The sequence below is a fragment of the uncultured Coprobacter sp. genome (genome assembly GCF_947855755.1).
Taxonomy (GTDB): domain Bacteria; phylum Bacteroidota; class Bacteroidia; order Bacteroidales; family Coprobacteraceae; genus Coprobacter.
Map to the genome: position 1 here is coordinate 56,419 of NZ_CANUAR010000005.1, position 16,554 is coordinate 72,972.

The 16,554-nt window shown below is 39.7% G+C and carries 13 protein-coding genes; 4 read left to right on the forward strand and 9 right to left on the reverse strand.

The genetic code is table 11. From position 1 onward, the window contains the following. Nucleotides 1-72: 72 nt before the first annotated feature. Nucleotides 73-1,440 carry an aldehyde dehydrogenase gene (locus Q0093_RS04595; protein ID WP_297928601.1) on the forward strand — a complete coding sequence of 456 codons (1,368 nt, stop codon included), beginning with the start codon at nucleotides 73-75 and terminating at the stop codon, nucleotides 1,438-1,440. Between the two features lie 19 nt (nucleotides 1,441-1,459). Beyond that, complete coding sequence (locus Q0093_RS04600) at nucleotides 1,460-2,614, forward strand: iron-containing alcohol dehydrogenase (RefSeq protein ID WP_297928602.1); 1,155 nt, start codon at nucleotides 1,460-1,462, stop codon at nucleotides 2,612-2,614. A gap of 147 nt (nucleotides 2,615-2,761) precedes the next feature. Here the strand turns inward: Q0093_RS04600 and Q0093_RS04605 are convergent, their stop codons facing one another. From Q0093_RS04605 to Q0093_RS04620, 4 genes are all read right to left on the reverse strand, one after another. Further along, entirely contained in the window at nucleotides 2,762-3,412 is a 651-nt protein-coding gene (locus Q0093_RS04605; protein ID WP_297928603.1) for an NAD(P)-dependent oxidoreductase, read from the reverse strand. Between the two features lie 82 nt (nucleotides 3,413-3,494). Beyond that, on the reverse strand, nucleotides 3,495-3,878 hold the full coding sequence (gene crcB, locus Q0093_RS04610) for a fluoride efflux transporter CrcB (protein ID WP_294177594.1): 384 nt from the start codon (nucleotides 3,876-3,878) through the stop codon (nucleotides 3,495-3,497). A 10-nt stretch (nucleotides 3,879-3,888) separates the two neighbouring features. Continuing rightward, nucleotides 3,889-5,235: a dihydroorotase gene (locus tag Q0093_RS04615; RefSeq protein ID WP_297928604.1), complete on the reverse strand. Its 1,347-nt coding sequence runs from the start codon at nucleotides 5,233-5,235 to the stop codon at nucleotides 3,889-3,891. Continuing rightward, nucleotides 5,232-5,999, reverse strand: a complete 768-nt coding sequence (locus Q0093_RS04620) for a polyprenol monophosphomannose synthase (RefSeq protein WP_294177596.1) — start codon at nucleotides 5,997-5,999, stop codon at nucleotides 5,232-5,234. Before Q0093_RS04620 ends, Q0093_RS04615 begins: the two co-directional genes overlap by 4 nt. Nucleotides 6,000-6,174: 175 nt before the next feature. On the opposite strand from Q0093_RS04620, the gene mfd reads away from it, so the two are divergent. Then, nucleotides 6,175-9,525, forward strand: coding sequence for a transcription-repair coupling factor (gene mfd, locus Q0093_RS04625; protein ID WP_297928705.1), 3,351 nt, complete (start codon nucleotides 6,175-6,177; stop codon nucleotides 9,523-9,525). A gap of 13 nt (nucleotides 9,526-9,538) precedes the next feature. Then, nucleotides 9,539-11,932 carry a YfhO family protein gene (locus Q0093_RS04630; protein ID WP_297928605.1) on the forward strand — a complete coding sequence of 798 codons (2,394 nt, stop codon included), beginning with the start codon at nucleotides 9,539-9,541 and terminating at the stop codon, nucleotides 11,930-11,932. On the opposite strand, the gene Q0093_RS04635 is transcribed toward Q0093_RS04630, so the two are convergent. From Q0093_RS04635 to Q0093_RS04655, 5 genes are all read right to left on the reverse strand, one after another. Next, the gene (locus Q0093_RS04635; protein ID WP_294177598.1) at nucleotides 11,878-12,477 is read right to left on the reverse strand and encodes a YigZ family protein; all 600 of its coding nucleotides are present in this window, start codon (nucleotides 12,475-12,477) and stop codon (nucleotides 11,878-11,880) included. The genes Q0093_RS04630 and Q0093_RS04635 overlap by 55 nt on opposite strands. A gap of 114 nt (nucleotides 12,478-12,591) precedes the next feature. Beyond that, complete coding sequence (locus Q0093_RS04640) at nucleotides 12,592-13,035, reverse strand: PepSY-like domain-containing protein (protein ID WP_297928606.1); 444 nt, start codon at nucleotides 13,033-13,035, stop codon at nucleotides 12,592-12,594. Between the two features lie 155 nt (nucleotides 13,036-13,190). After that, complete coding sequence (locus tag Q0093_RS04645; RefSeq protein WP_297928607.1) at nucleotides 13,191-13,940, reverse strand: nitroreductase family protein; 750 nt, start codon at nucleotides 13,938-13,940, stop codon at nucleotides 13,191-13,193. A 77-nt stretch (nucleotides 13,941-14,017) separates the two neighbouring features. After that, on the reverse strand, nucleotides 14,018-14,413 hold the full coding sequence (locus Q0093_RS04650; RefSeq protein WP_297928608.1) for a 2-amino-4-hydroxy-6-hydroxymethyldihydropteridine diphosphokinase: 396 nt from the start codon (nucleotides 14,411-14,413) through the stop codon (nucleotides 14,018-14,020). An 8-nt stretch (nucleotides 14,414-14,421) separates the two neighbouring features. Beyond that, nucleotides 14,422-16,548, reverse strand: coding sequence for a Tex family protein (locus Q0093_RS04655; protein WP_297928609.1), 2,127 nt, complete (start codon nucleotides 16,546-16,548; stop codon nucleotides 14,422-14,424). Between the last annotated feature and the right edge of the window lie 6 nt (nucleotides 16,549-16,554).

Consider the following 16,554-nt stretch of genomic DNA (forward strand, 5'->3'; position numbering starts at 1 on the left):
ATCGTGAACAATTGTACAAAAAATGATTACCTTTGACACCCGCAACAATATAATTATTGCTCAGAAAACAGAATGAATATTTCAGATCATATAAATGCTCAACGGGCATACTTCAATAGCCAGATAACCAAACCGATATCTTTTAGAAAAGCAGCCCTTATACAGTTAAAAAAAAACATAGAGAAGTATGAACCGGATATAGAAAAGGCTCTTTGGGATGACCTGAAAAAATCGAAATTCGAAAGTTATATCACTGAGACAGGTTTTGTTTTGACAGAACTTAACCGGACACTAAAAAAACTGAAAAACTGGTCTTCTCCGAAAAGAGTAAAAACTCCATTATTCCTTTTCGGATCTAAAAGTCATATACAATATGAGCCTTACGGCATTTCATTGATACTCTCCCCATGGAATTACCCATTCCAATTATTGTTCGCTCCATTGATCGGAGCAGTAGCGGCAGGTAATTGCGTTATATTAAAACCATCACCTGCTTCTCCGCACACTACCGCTGTCAGTAAAAAAATTATTAAAGAGGCCTTCGATCCGCGCCATGTAATATTGATAGAGGCCGACAGTAGAGAAACCGATCTTTTACTACAACAACGATACGACTATATATTTTACACAGGAGGTGTAGAATACGGTAAACGGGTTATGGAGGCCGCATCCAAACATCTGACACCTGTCACTCTCGAATTAGGGGGAAAAAGCCCGTGTATCATCGATAAAGACGCCGACATCGACATTGCCGCCAGACGGATCGTCTGGGGAAAGTTCTTAAATTGCGGACAGACTTGTGTCGCTCCCGATTACATTTTCGCACATCAAGATATTAAAGATGAGCTGATTCTAAAATTAAAAGAAGAAATTATCCGCCAATACGGAAAAGATCCCCAAAAAAGTCCGGATTATCCCCGTATTATACACTCGGGACGATTTTACAACCTGATGTTGCTGCTAAAGCAAGGCAAAATAGAAGCCGGAGGGAAATACGATGAAAAAGATTTGTATATCGCTCCGACCGTTATTTCGGGAATTACTCCCGAAAACAGAATCATGAATGAAGAGATTTTCGGACCGATTCTTCCCGTTATGACATTCAATGAACGGGAAACGGTTATTAATTATATCAATAGTCAGGAAAAACCTTTGGCCTTGTATTATTTCGGGAAAAGTAAGAAAAACATACGAGAAATATTAGAAAAAACTTCATCAGGAGGAGTCTGTATAAACGATGTTGTAACTCATCTCGCAAATCCCGACTTACCATTCGGAGGCGTGGGTCATAGTGGAATAGGTCGTTATCATGGAATCGACAGTTTTTATACATTCAGCCATATAAGATCAGTCCTTTCTACGACAACCCGCATTAATCCGGGAATAAAATTCGCCCCGTACACAGGAAAATTACCGATATTGAAACGCTTTATGAAATAAACTTTTAATTTATCTTATAATGAATAATTTTGATTTCCATAACCCGACCCGACTTATTTTCGGGAAAGGAACTATCGCTAAACTAGGGACAGAAATACCCTCTGACAGACGCATCATGGTATGTTTCGGAGGGGGAAGCGCCAAAAAAAACGGAGTTTATGAACAAGTAAAAAATGCCCTGTCAAATCATTTTAACATCGAATTCTGGGGTATAGAACCGAATCCTGATTATGACACAGTGATGAAAGCGGTTACATTGGCCCGCGACAATAAAATAAATTACCTTGTTGCCGTCGGAGGCGGTTCTGTAATAGATGGTACAAAATTTATCGCACATGCGATTCCCTACACAGGAGAAGATGCTTGGGAATTAGCTATACATCCCGAAAAGATCATAAAAACGACTCCGCTGGCAACAGTTCTCACTCTTCCGGCAACCGGATCTGAAATGAACTATCGAGGTGTACTTTCACGCCGACGTACTCAAGAAAAAGTTTCATTTATCACTCCGAAATCATCACCTCAATTTTCGATCCTTGATCCGGAAGTAACATATACTCTTCCTAAAAAGCAGCTTTCCAATGGAGTTGTAGATGCCTTTATGCACATCATGGAACAATACATGACTACTCCGGGAAACGGGATTTTGATGGACCGATGGGCTGAAGGTGTACTGCTTTCTCTTATCGAAATAGGCCCGAAAGTGTTGAAAGACCAAAAAGATTATGACACAATGGCAAACTTCATGTTGTGTGCATCTATGGCTCTAAATGACTTTGTGAGCATGGGTGTTCCGCAAGATTGGGCAACGCACCGCATAGGATATGAACTCACAGTGCTTTACGGACTCGATCATGCCGAAACGCTTGCTGTCGTATATCCGTCTTTACTTCGTGTTTTGAAAAAACAAAAAACGGAGAAATTGGCTCAATACGCTGAAAGAGTATGGAACATAACAACAGGAAGCAAAGAAGAAAAGGCAGACAAAGCAATCGAAAAAACTGAAGAGTTTTTCCGACAAATGGGATTACGCACGCGGATGAGTGAATACGGAATTCCGGCAGAAGCTGTGGATATTATCTACAACAGGCTCAAAGCTCATAATATAGCATACGGAGAAAACAAAAACGTAACAGCCGAAGTAGCACGGGAAATTTATACCGGATGCCTATAAAAATAAAAGCTCTTAAATAAAATAGAAAAGCACCGTTTTATCTTGTGTACGAATAAAACGGTACTTTTCATTTATTCTTGCCTGTCACTGCTATCCATATTTCGGGCTCATTAAAATTTTCAAATATTTTTATAATTGATTTTCAAATCAATAACCGATTGTAAAGCGTTCGTAATGATGTGTCGGATATTCAACTTCATCGATCATCGCAACAGCATAATCTTCGACAGAAACAGAACTTTCTCCCTGATCGTCAACAATCATATTATCTTTTCCTAATCTAAATTTTCCTGTTCGCTTTCCCGGAAATAAATTTGCAGCCGGAGAAAAAAACACCCAATCTACCCCTTTTTCTTTCGATAGAGTATTTAAATAAAACTCTCCTAACGATTTAACTCCCGGTAAAATCGTTTCAGGAATCATCCCCGAATCGATCAAACGGAGTCCCGGTTCGACAAACAAAGTTCCCGCCCCTCCAACCATTAAAAAACGAGGAACTCCCGATTGTTTTACAGCTTCTAAAATTTTCGGATATACAGACAATGTCTCCTCATAAATATCCGGATTATTCCAACCGGGATTATAAGCACTGACAATAACATCCGCACCTTTACTTAAACGTGCAATCTTATCAATGTCTGTAACATCGCCTTGTTTCACAGTCAGATTAGCATCCTTTATCGTGATTTTCTCAGGATGTCGTACAATCGCCGTAACTTGCATCCCTCGACTTAAAGCTTCTTTCATAATGGCAGAACCTACATAACCGCTAGCTCCGATCAAAATAATTTTTTTCATATCTTGTCATTTAAAATTCATTATATAACAAGATATAAACTACTTCATGAAGGTGAATGTTCAACAGAAAGACAAAAGAAATTTATCCGTTCCGCACAGATAACGCAATAAAAGAGCCCAAAGCCGTTAATGCTATGCCGCATGTAACACTAATTACGGTATACAAAGAAAAATTCAGCCATTCCCCTGCCTTGAGCAGTAACAGAGATTCACTGGCAAATGTCGAAAAAGTCGTAAAACCACCGCAAAAACCGACCGTTAAAAACATGCGTATCTCTGCAGACAAATTTTCACAACGGGCAAACCATCCTATCAACAGCCCGATAATAAAACATCCTGATAAATTGACCGCCAATGTCGCCCATGGAAACGCACTACCCGCCTGACTAAATATATATTTAGATAGCAGATAACGGACTATACTACCCATAAAACCACCGATCCCGACCCAAAGTGCCAATCTCATATTTACAGAGTTAGTTATCAAAAACGAGTTCTCTGCCCCGATAATTTACATCAACTGTACCTTTATCATAGACAAGAGTTCCGTTCACATAAGTTCGATCTATCGACATAGGGAAAGTATATCCCATAAATGGAGACCATCCGCATTTCGACAGAATATTTTCTGTCGTAACCGTATAACTCCGATTCGGATCGACAAGTACCAAATCTGCGAAATATCCGGGGCGGACATACCCCCGTTTTTCTATGTGAAACAGATCTGCAGGAGCATGGCACATGCGCCTCACTACCTGTTCGGGCGTAAAGTCACCTTTCCGTACCTTATCTAACATCACTAATAAAGAATGCTGAACTAACGGGCCACCTGACGCTGCTTTTAAACAAGAACCTTGTTTTTCACTCCAAAGATGAGGCGCATGATCAGTAGCCACCACATCGATTCGTCCAGTTCTTACAGCCTCTGTCAGAGCCAAACGGTCGGCACAAGTCTTAATAGCCGGATTCCATTTTATTTTATTCCCATATTCAGCATAATCGTTATCATCAAAGAAAAGGTGGTGTACACATACTTCTCCTGTAATTTTTTTCTCGGACAAGGGAGAATCATCCAACAAAGAGAGTTCTCGTGCCGTAGAAAGATGTAACAAATGCAATCTGGCATTATTCCGTACCGCCAGATCAACAGCTTGTGAAGATGATGCATAACAAGCCTCCGCACTCCGTATTAACGGATGAAAAAGCACCGGCAATTCTTCTCCAAAACGAGAGATATAATATTCCCGGTTAGCCCGGATAACTTCTTCCTTTTCACAATGTACGGCTATCAATGCAGGTATTTCGGAAAAAATCCTCTCCAACGCAGCAGGCTGATCTACCAACATATTTCCCGTAGAAGAACCCATAAACAACTTTACTCCGCACACACGTCGGTGATCGATCTTGTAAAGCTCTTCTATATTATCATTCGTAGCCCCCATATAAAAAGAATAGTTAGCAACTGAGGTTTCGGCTGCCCGGTCAAATTTCCAATCGAGTGCCTCTTTCGTTGTCGTTTGAGGGTTTGTATTCGGCATTTCCATATAAGAAGTCACCCCGCCTGCCACCGCAGCAATCGACTCAGAATGCATATCAGCCTTATAAGTCAAGCCGGGTTCTCTAAAATGTACCTGATCATCGATAACACCGGGTAGAAGCCATTTGCCAAAGGCATCTACAACCTCATCCGCATTACGTTCCATTTCGATGGTACACTCTTCAGGATAAACCGCAGCAATTTTATCTCCTTCGATAAGAACCGAAGCTATTCCCGCATATCCTTCATTTATTAAAGTTGCATTTTTTATCAGTATTTTTCTCATGATGCCGCATTACTTTTCTTATGGGGATATTTCTTGAACCAGCTGTCATATTTCAATTTAATTACTCCGAAAACAGCTTCTCCGAAAATGCTGCTATTCATTTTGCTTGTACCCAATACCCGATTTATAAAAATAATAGGAACTTCTACCAACTTGAAGCCACACTTATATGCTGTAAACTTCATTTCTATTTGAAATGCATACCCTTTGAACCGGATATTATCCAAATCGATCGTTTCTAAAACTTCCCGACGATAACATTTAAATCCTGCAGTCGTATCGGCAATATCCATCCCTGTGACAAACCGTACATATTTCGATGCAAAATATGACATCATCACCCGTCCCATCGGCCAATTTACGACATTTACCCCCGTTATATAACGAGACCCGATAGCGACATCCGCACCTTTGTTGGCACAGGCATCCCATAACTTTAAAAGGTCGTCAGGGTTATGAGAAAAATCGGCATCCATTTCGAAAATATATTCATAACCATGAGCAAGCGCCCATTTAAATCCGGTTATATATGCCGTACCCAGTCCCTGTTTCCCTGAACGTTCAATAATAAATAAGCGACCTGTAAATTCTGTCATCAACCGCTTCACTATATCCGCCGTTCCATCCGGCGAACCATCATCAATTACCAAAATATCAAATGCATGCTCTAAAGAAAGGACTTTGCAAATGATATTTTCTATATTCTCTTTTTCATTATAAGTCGGGATAATCACCACCCCGTCAGATTTCACATTCGAGCTCATGAGCCTATCGATAAATCGTTTATTTATCAAAAAATCAATGTGACAAAGATACTACAAATTGAAAAACTACGTAAAATGAATAGTAAATAATGATTAACATGTAATAATTTCTACCTCGCAGTTTGATCAAAAAGATGTATTTTTGTCAAACTTTACGGATGATTATTTCTACAAAATGAAAATCGACTCATTATATACGCTTTTCAATACGCCTGCCCGGCAAAAAGCATTACAAAATCTTGTTGCGGATAACCGGACAAAGACAATCCACATAACCGGATTGCAAGGTTCTGCAGCCTCGTTATTTCTCTCATCACTATCATCTTGCGGAAAGCCTGTCGTTCTGGTTGCAAACGATATGGAAGAAGCCGGATATCTTTACCATGATTTGGTACAAATACAAGGAGAAGGAAATATCGTATTTTTCCCTTCCGGCTATAAACGTGCCATTAAATACGGACAAGTTGATGCGGCAAACGAAATACTACGGACAGAAACTCTCAACCGTTTGAGACAGCCCGACCGATCTTTGATCGTTGTTACTTGCCCGGAGGCTTTGGCTGAAAAAGTCGTAAGAGAAACCACTCTGTCTGAAAAAACAATCCACTTGGTAAAAAACGGCAAAGCGGACATCACGAACATTTCGGATATTCTTTTCAAATACGGCTTCGAACGGGTCGATTATGTATATGAACCGGGACAATATGCCGTAAGAGGCAGTATTCTCGATGTTTACTCCTTTTCTTTCGACCAGCCCTACCGTATCGATTTTTTCGGAGACGACATCGAAAGTATCCGTTCTTTCGATATAGAGTCGCAATTGTCCAATGATCAATTCGAAGAGATATTCATTATTCCCAACATGATGAATAACGAAGCTAACGGCATCTCTTTTCTTGAGTTTATCGATCCGAAAACGATTTTCGGGTTCAGAGATCTGGCATGGTGCATAGAACGGATCAATGGAATTGCAGGAGAAACTCTGTCCGACCAATTATTGATAACCGAAGAAGGCGATCTTAATGCTGGGAAAAAAATCATAGACCCGGATACATTCCGCAAAAAAATATTCGAATTCAAACGAATCGATTACGGAAATAAAAGCCTTTCCTCAGACGCAGCCATTCTGAGAATAGAGTGCTCTCCCCAGCCGATCTATCACAAGAATTTCGAACTAGTCATCGATTCGTTCACCTCTTTTTTGAAAGAGGGATATACCCTTTATATTTTAAGCGACAGCGAAAAACAGATACAACGTATTCAAAGTATCTTTGAAGATAAAGGTGAAAATATCTCGTTCACCCCCGTACAGAAAACACTACACGAAGGTTTTATAGATCGAGAGTTGAAAGCCTGCTTTTTTACAGACCATCAATTGTTCGACCGATTCCATAAATACAGTCTGAAAAGTGATAAAGCCCGTTCGGGAAAACTCGCTCTTTCACTTAAAGAACTGCAACAGATCGAAATAGGAGATTATATCGTCCACATAGATCATGGAGTAGGAAAATTCGGAGGACTGATACGAACAGAGATCAATGGAAAAATGCAAGAAGTCATTAAACTCATTTATCAAAATGACGACATTCTTTTCGTCAGCATACACGCTCTGCACAAATTAGCCAAATATCGGGCAAAAGAAGGAGAACCTCCCCGAATCAACAAATTAGGGACAGGAGCATGGGAACGGATGAAAGAAAAGACCAAGAGCAAGATGAAAGATATTGCCCGTGATCTTATTAAACTGTATGCCAAAAGAAAAGAAGAAAAAGGATTCGCATTTTCCCACGACACATTCATGCAGCAAGAACTCGAAGCGTCATTTATTTATGAGGACACACCCGATCAATTGAAATCGACAGCCGAAGTAAAAGCCGATATGGAGAAAGAACGCCCTATGGACAGGCTGATATGCGGAGATGTCGGGTTCGGAAAAACTGAAATTGCAGTCCGAGCTGCTTTTAAAGCCGCATGCGATAATAAGCAAGTAGCTGTTCTTGTCCCGACTACAGTATTGGCATTCCAACACTATAAAACATTTAGCGAACGACTTAAAGATTTCCCCGTTAAAGTAGACTACCTAAGCCGGGCAAGAACTTCTGCAGAAACACGACAGATACTCAAAAATTTATCAGAAGGTAAAATCGACATACTGATAGGTACACACCGCATCATAGGAAAAGATGTAAAATTTAAAGATTTAGGATTACTCATCATCGATGAAGAACAAAAATTCGGTGTCGCCGTTAAAGAAAAATTGAAACAGATAAAGACAAATGTAGATACTTTGACTATGTCAGCGACACCGATTCCTCGTACTTTGCAATTTTCTTTAATGGGCGCTCGCGATCTTTCCGCCATAACTACTCCCCCCCCCAATCGATACCCTATACAGACCGAGGTTCACGGATTTAATGAAGATATTATCAAGGAAGCCATTAATTTTGAAATGAGCCGAAACGGTCAGGTATTTATCGTCAATAATCGGGTAAAACAGCTTTATGAACTGGAAAATCTCGTACATCGCCTTGTTCCGGACGCCAGAACAATTGTAGGTCACGGACAAATGGAGCCCGAAAAACTCGAACAAGCAATTATCGATTTTACAAATTACGACTATGATGTATTGATAGCGACTACCATCATCGAATCGGGAATCGACATGCCCAATACCAACACGATTATTATCAATAATGCTCAAAATTTCGGTTTGAGCGAACTTCATCAATTACGGGGACGTGTAGGCAGAAGTAATAAAAAAGCTTTTTGTTATCTCCTTACTCCTCCGCTGAGAGAACTGAGTGTGGATGCCCGCCGTCGATTACAAGCGATAGAAAGTTTTTCAGAACTTGGAAGCGGAATACATATCGCCATGCAAGATTTGGATATTCGAGGAGCAGGAAATTTATTGGGGGCTGAACAAAGCGGATTCATTGCAGACTTGGGATATGAAACCTACCAAAAAATATTGAAAGAGGCTGTAGAAGAGTTGAAAAATGAAGAATTTACGGATGTTTATAACGAAAATAGCGTGGTTCTTCCCGGCGAACGAGAAACATTTGTCAGCGACTGCACCATAGAATCAGACATGGAATTGTTATTTCCAAACAGCTATATTCCAAATGACTCGGAACGAATTTCCCTCTATCAGGAATTGGATAATATGGAACGAGCCTCAGACATACAAACATTCACATCTAAACTGGAGGACCGGTTCGGACGCATACCTCATGAAGGGAAAGAGCTTATCCGTATCGTTACCCTCCGACAACTGGCAAAACAGTTAGGTATGGAAAAAGTGGTATTGAAACAAGAAAAGATGAATCTGTTTTTTGTTTCGGATAATAACATCCGCTATTTTCAGTCTCCAGTTTTCGGTAAAGTATTAAGTTATCTGCAAAAGAATCCCCGACAGTGCCAACTGAGGGAAATCAAGGGAAAACGATCTATATCTATCGCCCATATAAAAACGGTAGAAGAGGCGGTTCTTACTTTACAAAATATTCTGGAACAAGAAGAATTATAAAATTTTCTTTCCCATGGAAAAACACGGGCGTATAAACATATTCGTAAATGTGCTATTATCAGGTATATTAAGCCTAATAACTGCATTTGCAGGTATGTTGCCCTCCATTATGCAACATGGGGGATATTTTGTCTCAAAAGCAGATTATATTACTCAGCAAATACCGTTTATACTTGAGACTAAACGAATGTTCTCAACGGGGATGCCCTACTGGAGTTGGAATTCATTTTTAGGAGACAACTTTTTAGGAGGATATGCCTTTTATACTGTGGGAAGTCCATTTGTCTGGATAGCTACTTTATTTCCTGAAAATCATATCCTACAAGGAATTACCGTTTCAATCTTATTAAAATTTTTCGTCTGCGGAATTACCTCTTTTCTCTATTTCAGAATTTTTATAAAGAAACCAATATATGCAATTATAGGGTCACTGCTATATACATTCTCCTCGTTTACGATTTTAAATACGCAATTTAATCATTTTACCGATGTTATAGCACTTTTTCCTTTAATTCCGACAGCTTTGGAATTACGACTCTACAAAAAGAAACAGATTCCGGGATTACTGACCTTCGCCGTTTTCATCAACCTGCTTACCAATTATTATTTTTTCGTATCTTCAGGAATATTTATCGTAATTTATGCCCTATTCAGATTCAAATCGGGAGATTGGACCGGCAATAAACGAAACGATTATTCGGCAATACTCATCGAAGGAATTTTAGGAATATTATTAACTGCATTTCTGATACTTCCGGCATGGTATAAAATCTCAGAAGCTCCGAGAGTCGATAGGATTTGGAAATTCAAAACAGACATCTTCAACATATTAGAACGTCTCAGAGCCTTATTCATGCCGGCAGGTAGCCTTGAAATCCCGGCCTTTTATCCCCAAATTCTCAACTGGAGTTCAATAGGTGCTTTTCTACCGATCACAGGCGCGATACTGGCAGTTTCATTCATCCGGCAGCATCCCCGTAACTGGGTATCTCAACTTCTGATATGTCTGGTCATTATTTCTCTGATCGCACCGTTAAATGCGTCTTTCAATCTGTGGAGCAACTACTCATATACCCGTTGGTGGTACGCTTTGTCTCTTATTTTAGCACTTTCTACAATAAACATATTGTCGCACCCCGATAAACTGTATAATCCCATTTCTCGCAAATATTTCTTATATATTCTCACATTCCTCATTCTGATTACTGTTCCTTTTATTTCAGGACAATTTATCTGCGAAAAAGGGTGGTTCGGAGAGATGTTCTCATCACGATGGACAAATTGGTTCGGAAGATATACCGACACGAATAAATTGATATCAGGATATTCAACCATTTTGACCATAATAAATTATCTTTTACTGTTCGTCATCATCTATTATCGTATATCCCCCCAAAAATTGCTGTTTATCACATGCCTCGCTTCTGCAATAAATATGGGAAGCTTTGTCGAAGTAAATAACCGGATAGACGGGGTCAACAACAGCGACCAAAGTTTAACCGTTTTTCTGACCGACTCTATTCATAATATATCTCCTCAATATGAATATCGGATAGACTTCGATCCGGCAAACCACATGAATATGGGGTTATATCAAAATGAACCTGCAATATCGGTATTCCACAGTTTGCAAAGTCGTTCTCATGCAGATTTCATAAGCGTTTCGGGATATGTAGAAAATATAAAAAGCCCCACCAACGAGCCGTCATTAGAAAACCGGGAATATACCGATGCATTATTATCGGTACGTTATTTTTACAGATATGTTCCTTTTAACACAAAATATATTCCCGAAGGATTCCGATTAAAAAAGAAGAAAAACAAATCTGAAATATACGAAAACCAAAATTTTATTCCTTTCGGATTTACTTACGACAGAGCTATAAACCGGACAAAATTCGACTCGATACATCAAGCCGACCCTCAAAAAAATCGATGTAACATACTTTTGTCCTCTATTGTTCTCGAAAAACAAGACTGGGAAAAATACCACTCATTATTTCAATATACAGAAATAGATACCAGCTTGGATGTTACGCAGCTTTCCCGAAAAAGAAATGAAGTCGTCTGTTCTTCATTTCGCGGAAACTCAACCGGATTCACTGCTGAAATTAATTTACCTAAAGAAAATCTTATTTTTTTCAGTGTTCCGTACGATTCGGGATTTTCGGCAACCGTTAACGGAGAAAAAAGAGAAATTATAAAAACAAATATTTCGTTCATGGCAGTAAAAGGAGATAGAGGTAAAAATACCGTAAATTTCACATACGTTCCTCCCGGAATGAAAGATGGAATTCTAATTTCTACTCTCGCCTTGATTTTTTTCATTATTTATATAGGAAAACAGACTCTCTATTCTTCTAAAAAACGAAGACTCTCCACTTTAGCAAGCCGTGAACGAAGATAATCGACAGCTGATCGACGCACACGAAGGGTCATATCACAATCCAAATTAAAATATTGAGAAATTATAGTAACATTATCCTCTTTTACAATTCGCATCACATCATTCAGAAAAGGATATTCAAACGCAACACGTATATCATCCTCAACAAGGCATTCGATTATTTCATTCGCCCGGATCGCTTCGGCAGCTGCTTCACGATAAGCGACGATCAACCCGCTCGTTCCCAATTTTATTCCTCCGAAATAACGAATTACGACAATCAATATATTCGTCAGTCCGAACGAATTGATTTGTCCGAGTATCGGTTTTCCGGCTGTTCCCGAAGGTTCTCCATTATCATTCGAACGAAAATCCGCACGTTGATGTCCCAGCATGTACGCCCAACAAACGTGTCGGGCATCATAATACTTCTTCTGATATATTTCAAGATTTTCCTTAACTTCATCTAATGTAGAAACCGGGACTGCAAAGGAGATGAACTTACTCATTTTTTCCTTATACAACCCCTCAGAAATTCGGGCTATCGTTTTATACGTATCTTCCATATCGCAAAGATACGATTTTCAACATCAATACAAAAAAACAGCTACCCATGAGGGTAGCCGCATTATTCTATAAATGATTCACAAATTCGTATCGAGTAAAATTCAGACAGGTTCTTAATCCCGGTCATTATCCATATCGATCACATTGAAATTCATATCGAATTTGATTTCCCAGAAATTGGACAACTTTACTTCATAATCATAACGATCTCTCTCGATACTAAGCACCTTCGCTTCGGGATAGTTCGTTTCTACATATTTTTTTATAGGGGCTGGAATAACCTTAGCCGGTACAACAGTTGACTTACAATTCACTTCCGTCCATTCGCCTTTCTTATCAAATTCAAGTTTGTCTCCATTATTAAAAACCACATCATAAGACTTATCGAACAACTCGGTTTCCATTTTCACAAAAGCAATTTTAGCTTTCGGGAAATGTTGTTTTACAAATTGTTGTGCCGCCTGAGGCAACTGAGCAAAATTAATCGGCTTATCATTATCTGCCAATGCTACTTGAATAGAAAATACACACACGAATAAAAAGATCAACTTTTTCATAATCTGACATTTTAAAGGTTACTACTGATTATTTTTATTTCTTGATACAAAGATCAGATACAATTCTGAAAAGATTCTGGAATTTTTATACTGTCTCAAAAAAAAATAAAAATAATTCTCTCGCAGTTCGGTTTACTACACAAATTCAAAAAAAACTATCTACACTCCAAATTGAAATTTTGCGCTTTTAAATAACCTTCCATATCATACTTCAAGGCTTCCCGATAATAGTCAAGCATATGGGCGCACCAGTCATTATCAGTCTTCGCTCCCGCCCTGCAGCCGTTATATTCACAAATTACACGATCGTAAGCCAATAATTCCTCTGTCATGTCATCGGTTCGATAATGGTTTTTATGTATCAAGACCGATAAAGGCTGTTTCGGTTTCAGATCGGGAATTTCACGAGGATAACCGATAGAGAGTCCGCAAGCAACAAACACACCCTTCGGAAGCTGCAAAACTTCCGCGACACGTGCCGGATCAGATGTTCGGGCATATCCGATGCAACAGCTTCCCAAACCCAAAGATTGCGCTGCAACTACGGCATTCTGCATTGCCAAAGCCGCATCGATCAATCCGATCATTACTCCGTCCATTTTATCCTGAATTCGGGGAAAATCAAGCCCCTTAGCTTTTGCCAATAGAGACACTTTATTAAAATCGACACAAAAAACCAAGAATACGGCAGACGTCTTTATCTGCTTTTGACCTATGATGTCATATAACAGTTCTTTTTTTTCCTGATCTTCTACCGCAATAACCGAATATTGCTGACCATTATAACTGGTCGGGGTACTTGCTATCGCCCGATAAATCAAATCAAGCTTTTCCGGTTCTATTTTTTCCCTTTCATAACGCCGAACCGAAGTCCGTTTCAATAAGACATCTTCTATAACTTTCATTTTAACCTCCTCGCATTAACGAATTAAAATCTGAACATCAAACACATTGACGAAAGATATTGTTTATAAACTGGCTCTTACTTTACAAGACGACAAGACGGGTCATTTAATTCCATCAGACCGATCTGCATATAATCCTGCATCATATCTCTCGGCTTTTTAATTTCATCGTTCCACATTGCTATATCTATATCTAAAGGAACAATTCCTACCTTTTTACCGCCCGGAGTACGTCCGGCAGCCTTCTCCATTTCCTTAAAAATACGAAATAAATCCTCATACTCCAACTCTGTCTCCAGAACTCCGACACAATTGTGATAATTCGGCTGAGGAATACTGCTCACCGGAACGGTTTCATAACAAGAAGAGAATTTCGCAGACGAGACCAATCCCCGAATCTCCACACAACTTTTTTTCACTAATAATTTTCCTCCGGGAACATTCGATCCCAAACAAACAATTGCCCTGTTCATCGCACTAATTATATATCTTTCATTGATAACTGCACTCTTTTCCGCTCTTTATCCACACTCATTACCTTTACCATAATCTGCTGATGTATAGATACTATCTCCGTAGGATCAGATATATATCTGTCTGCCAATTGCGAAATATGCACCAACCCGTTCTCTTTAATACCGATATCTACAAAACACCCGAAATTCGTAATATTCGTCACTATTCCCGGAAGTAACATTCCTTCCTTGAGATCATCTATCGTTTTTACCGAAGCATCGAACTCGAACACTTTAATAGCTTGTCGAGGGTCTCTGCCCGGTTTATCGAGTTCTTCTAAAATATCTTTCAAAGTCGGCATCCCGACTTCTTCAGAAAGATAATTCTCCAGCACCAACCGTTTACGAAGTTCTTTATCAGCTATCAGTTCTTTGACGGTACAACCTAAATCAAATGCCATTTTTTCTACCAAAGCATAGCGTTCGGGATGCACCGCCGAATTGTCCAAAGGATTCTCAGACGAGGCAATTCGCAAAAAACCGGCAGCTTGCTCAAAAGCCTTATTTCCCATACGAGGAACTTTCAGCAATTCTTTTCGGGAGTGAAACGGTCCGTTTTCTTTACGGTAATCTATGATATTTTGCGCCAGCTGAGGTCCTAATCCTGAAATATACACCAACAGATGCTTACTTGCCGTATTAATATCCACACCGACAGAATTAACGCAATTCTCGACAGTTTGATCCAACGATTTCTTAAGCTTACTCTGATCTACATCATGCTGGTATTGTCCCACTCCGATAGATTTCGGATCTATTTTCACCAATTCCGCAAGCGGGTCCATCAGACGCCGACCGATAGATACAGCACCTCTTACAGTTACATCATAATCGGGAAATTCTTCTCTGGCCACTTTCGAAGCAGAATAAACGGATGCTCCGTTCTCACTAACAACAAATACTTGAACTTTCCTATCATAACGCAAATTGGTAATAAAATTTTCTGTTTCCCGGCTCGCCGTACCATTACCGATCGCTATTGCCTGAATGTCATATACTTCTACTAAATGCGTTATCTTCCGAGTCGAACCGGAAACATCCTGACGGGGAGGATGCGGAAATATCGTCTCATTATGTAATAGATTTCCCTGAGCATCCAGACAGACAACCTTACATCCGGTACGAAAACCCGGATCGATTCCCAACACCCGTTTCTGCCCCAAAGGAGGAGATAGCAATAATTGTTTCAAATTTTCAGAAAAAACCCGAATAGCCTCGTCATCGGCCTTCTCTTTAGATGATGTCGCAAACTCAGTCTCTATCGAAGGCTTCAATAAACGTTTATATCCGTCACGTACCGCATCGGATACAAGTGCAGCCGCAGCCGTAGCATTTTTTATAAACTGACCCTCAAGACGATCGATACAAAGTTCATCTTCCGGCGATATAGAAACTTTTAAAAAGCCTTCGGCTTCTCCTCTACGCATTGCTAACAACCGATGGGAAGAACAACGATACAACGGCTCAGACCACTCGAAATAATCTCTATATTTCGCAGCTTCTTCAACTTTCGTTTTTACTACACGAGACGATATTACAGCTTCTCGCCGAAATAATCCCCGCACGGTATTCCTTGCTCTTTCATTTTCAGAAACCCATTCGGCAATAATATCACAAGCTCCTTTCAATGCATCTTCGCTATCTTTAACTTCTCCTTTTACAAAAGCTGATGCTTTATATCCCGGATCACCGGGCTGCTGAATCATTAGCCATTTAGCTAAAGATTCCAACCCTTTCTCTCGGGCTATCTCCGCACGAGTGCGACGTCTCGGTTTGTACGGCAAATAGATGTCTTCCAACTCCGTCATATCCCAAGAAGACTCTATGCGATTTTTCAATTCCGAAGACAGTTTTCCTTGTTCCTCGATCGTCGATAGAATCGTCTGTTTCCGTTTTTCTATCTCACATAATTTGTCATATCGGTTTTTTATATCGGCAATCTGCACCTCATCCAATGCCCCGGTCATCTCTTTCCGGTAGCGGCTTATAAACGGAATCGTAGCCCCGTCTTCAAGTAAAGCTATCGTATTCGAAATCTGATCGGCCTTGATATTCAAAACTTTTGAAATCAACTGAGGAAATATTTTATTCATTCTCAA

Excerpts from the sequence above, each read along its gene's own strand:
- Q0093_RS04600 (WP_297928602.1), top strand. The coding sequence starts at position 1,460 with ATGAATAATTTTGATTTCCATAACCCGACCCGACTTATTTTCGGGAAA.
- Q0093_RS04650 (WP_297928608.1), bottom strand. The coding sequence starts at position 14,413 with ATGAACAGGGCAATTGTTTGTTTGGGATCGAATGTTCCCGGAGGAAAA.
- Q0093_RS04645 (WP_297928607.1), bottom strand. The coding sequence starts at position 13,940 with ATGAAAGTTATAGAAGATGTCTTATTGAAACGGACTTCGGTTCGGCGT.
- Q0093_RS04605 (WP_297928603.1), bottom strand. The coding sequence starts at position 3,412 with ATGAAAAAAATTATTTTGATCGGAGCTAGCGGTTATGTAGGTTCTGCC.
- Q0093_RS04595 (WP_297928601.1), top strand. The coding sequence starts at position 73 with ATGAATATTTCAGATCATATAAATGCTCAACGGGCATACTTCAATAGC.
- mfd (WP_297928705.1), top strand. The coding sequence starts at position 6,175 with ATGAAAATCGACTCATTATATACGCTTTTCAATACGCCTGCCCGGCAA.
- crcB (WP_294177594.1), bottom strand. The coding sequence starts at position 3,878 with ATGAGATTGGCACTTTGGGTCGGGATCGGTGGTTTTATGGGTAGTATA.
- Q0093_RS04630 (WP_297928605.1), top strand. The coding sequence starts at position 9,539 with ATGGAAAAACACGGGCGTATAAACATATTCGTAAATGTGCTATTATCA.
- Q0093_RS04620 (WP_294177596.1), bottom strand. The coding sequence starts at position 5,999 with ATGAGCTCGAATGTGAAATCTGACGGGGTGGTGATTATCCCGACTTAT.
- Q0093_RS04640 (WP_297928606.1), bottom strand. The coding sequence starts at position 13,035 with ATGAAAAAGTTGATCTTTTTATTCGTGTGTGTATTTTCTATTCAAGTA.
- Q0093_RS04635 (WP_294177598.1), bottom strand. The coding sequence starts at position 12,477 with ATGGAAGATACGTATAAAACGATAGCCCGAATTTCTGAGGGGTTGTAT.
- Q0093_RS04655 (WP_297928609.1), bottom strand. The coding sequence starts at position 16,548 with ATGAATAAAATATTTCCTCAGTTGATTTCAAAAGTTTTGAATATCAAG.
- Q0093_RS04615 (WP_297928604.1), bottom strand. The coding sequence starts at position 5,235 with ATGAGAAAAATACTGATAAAAAATGCAACTTTAATAAATGAAGGATAT.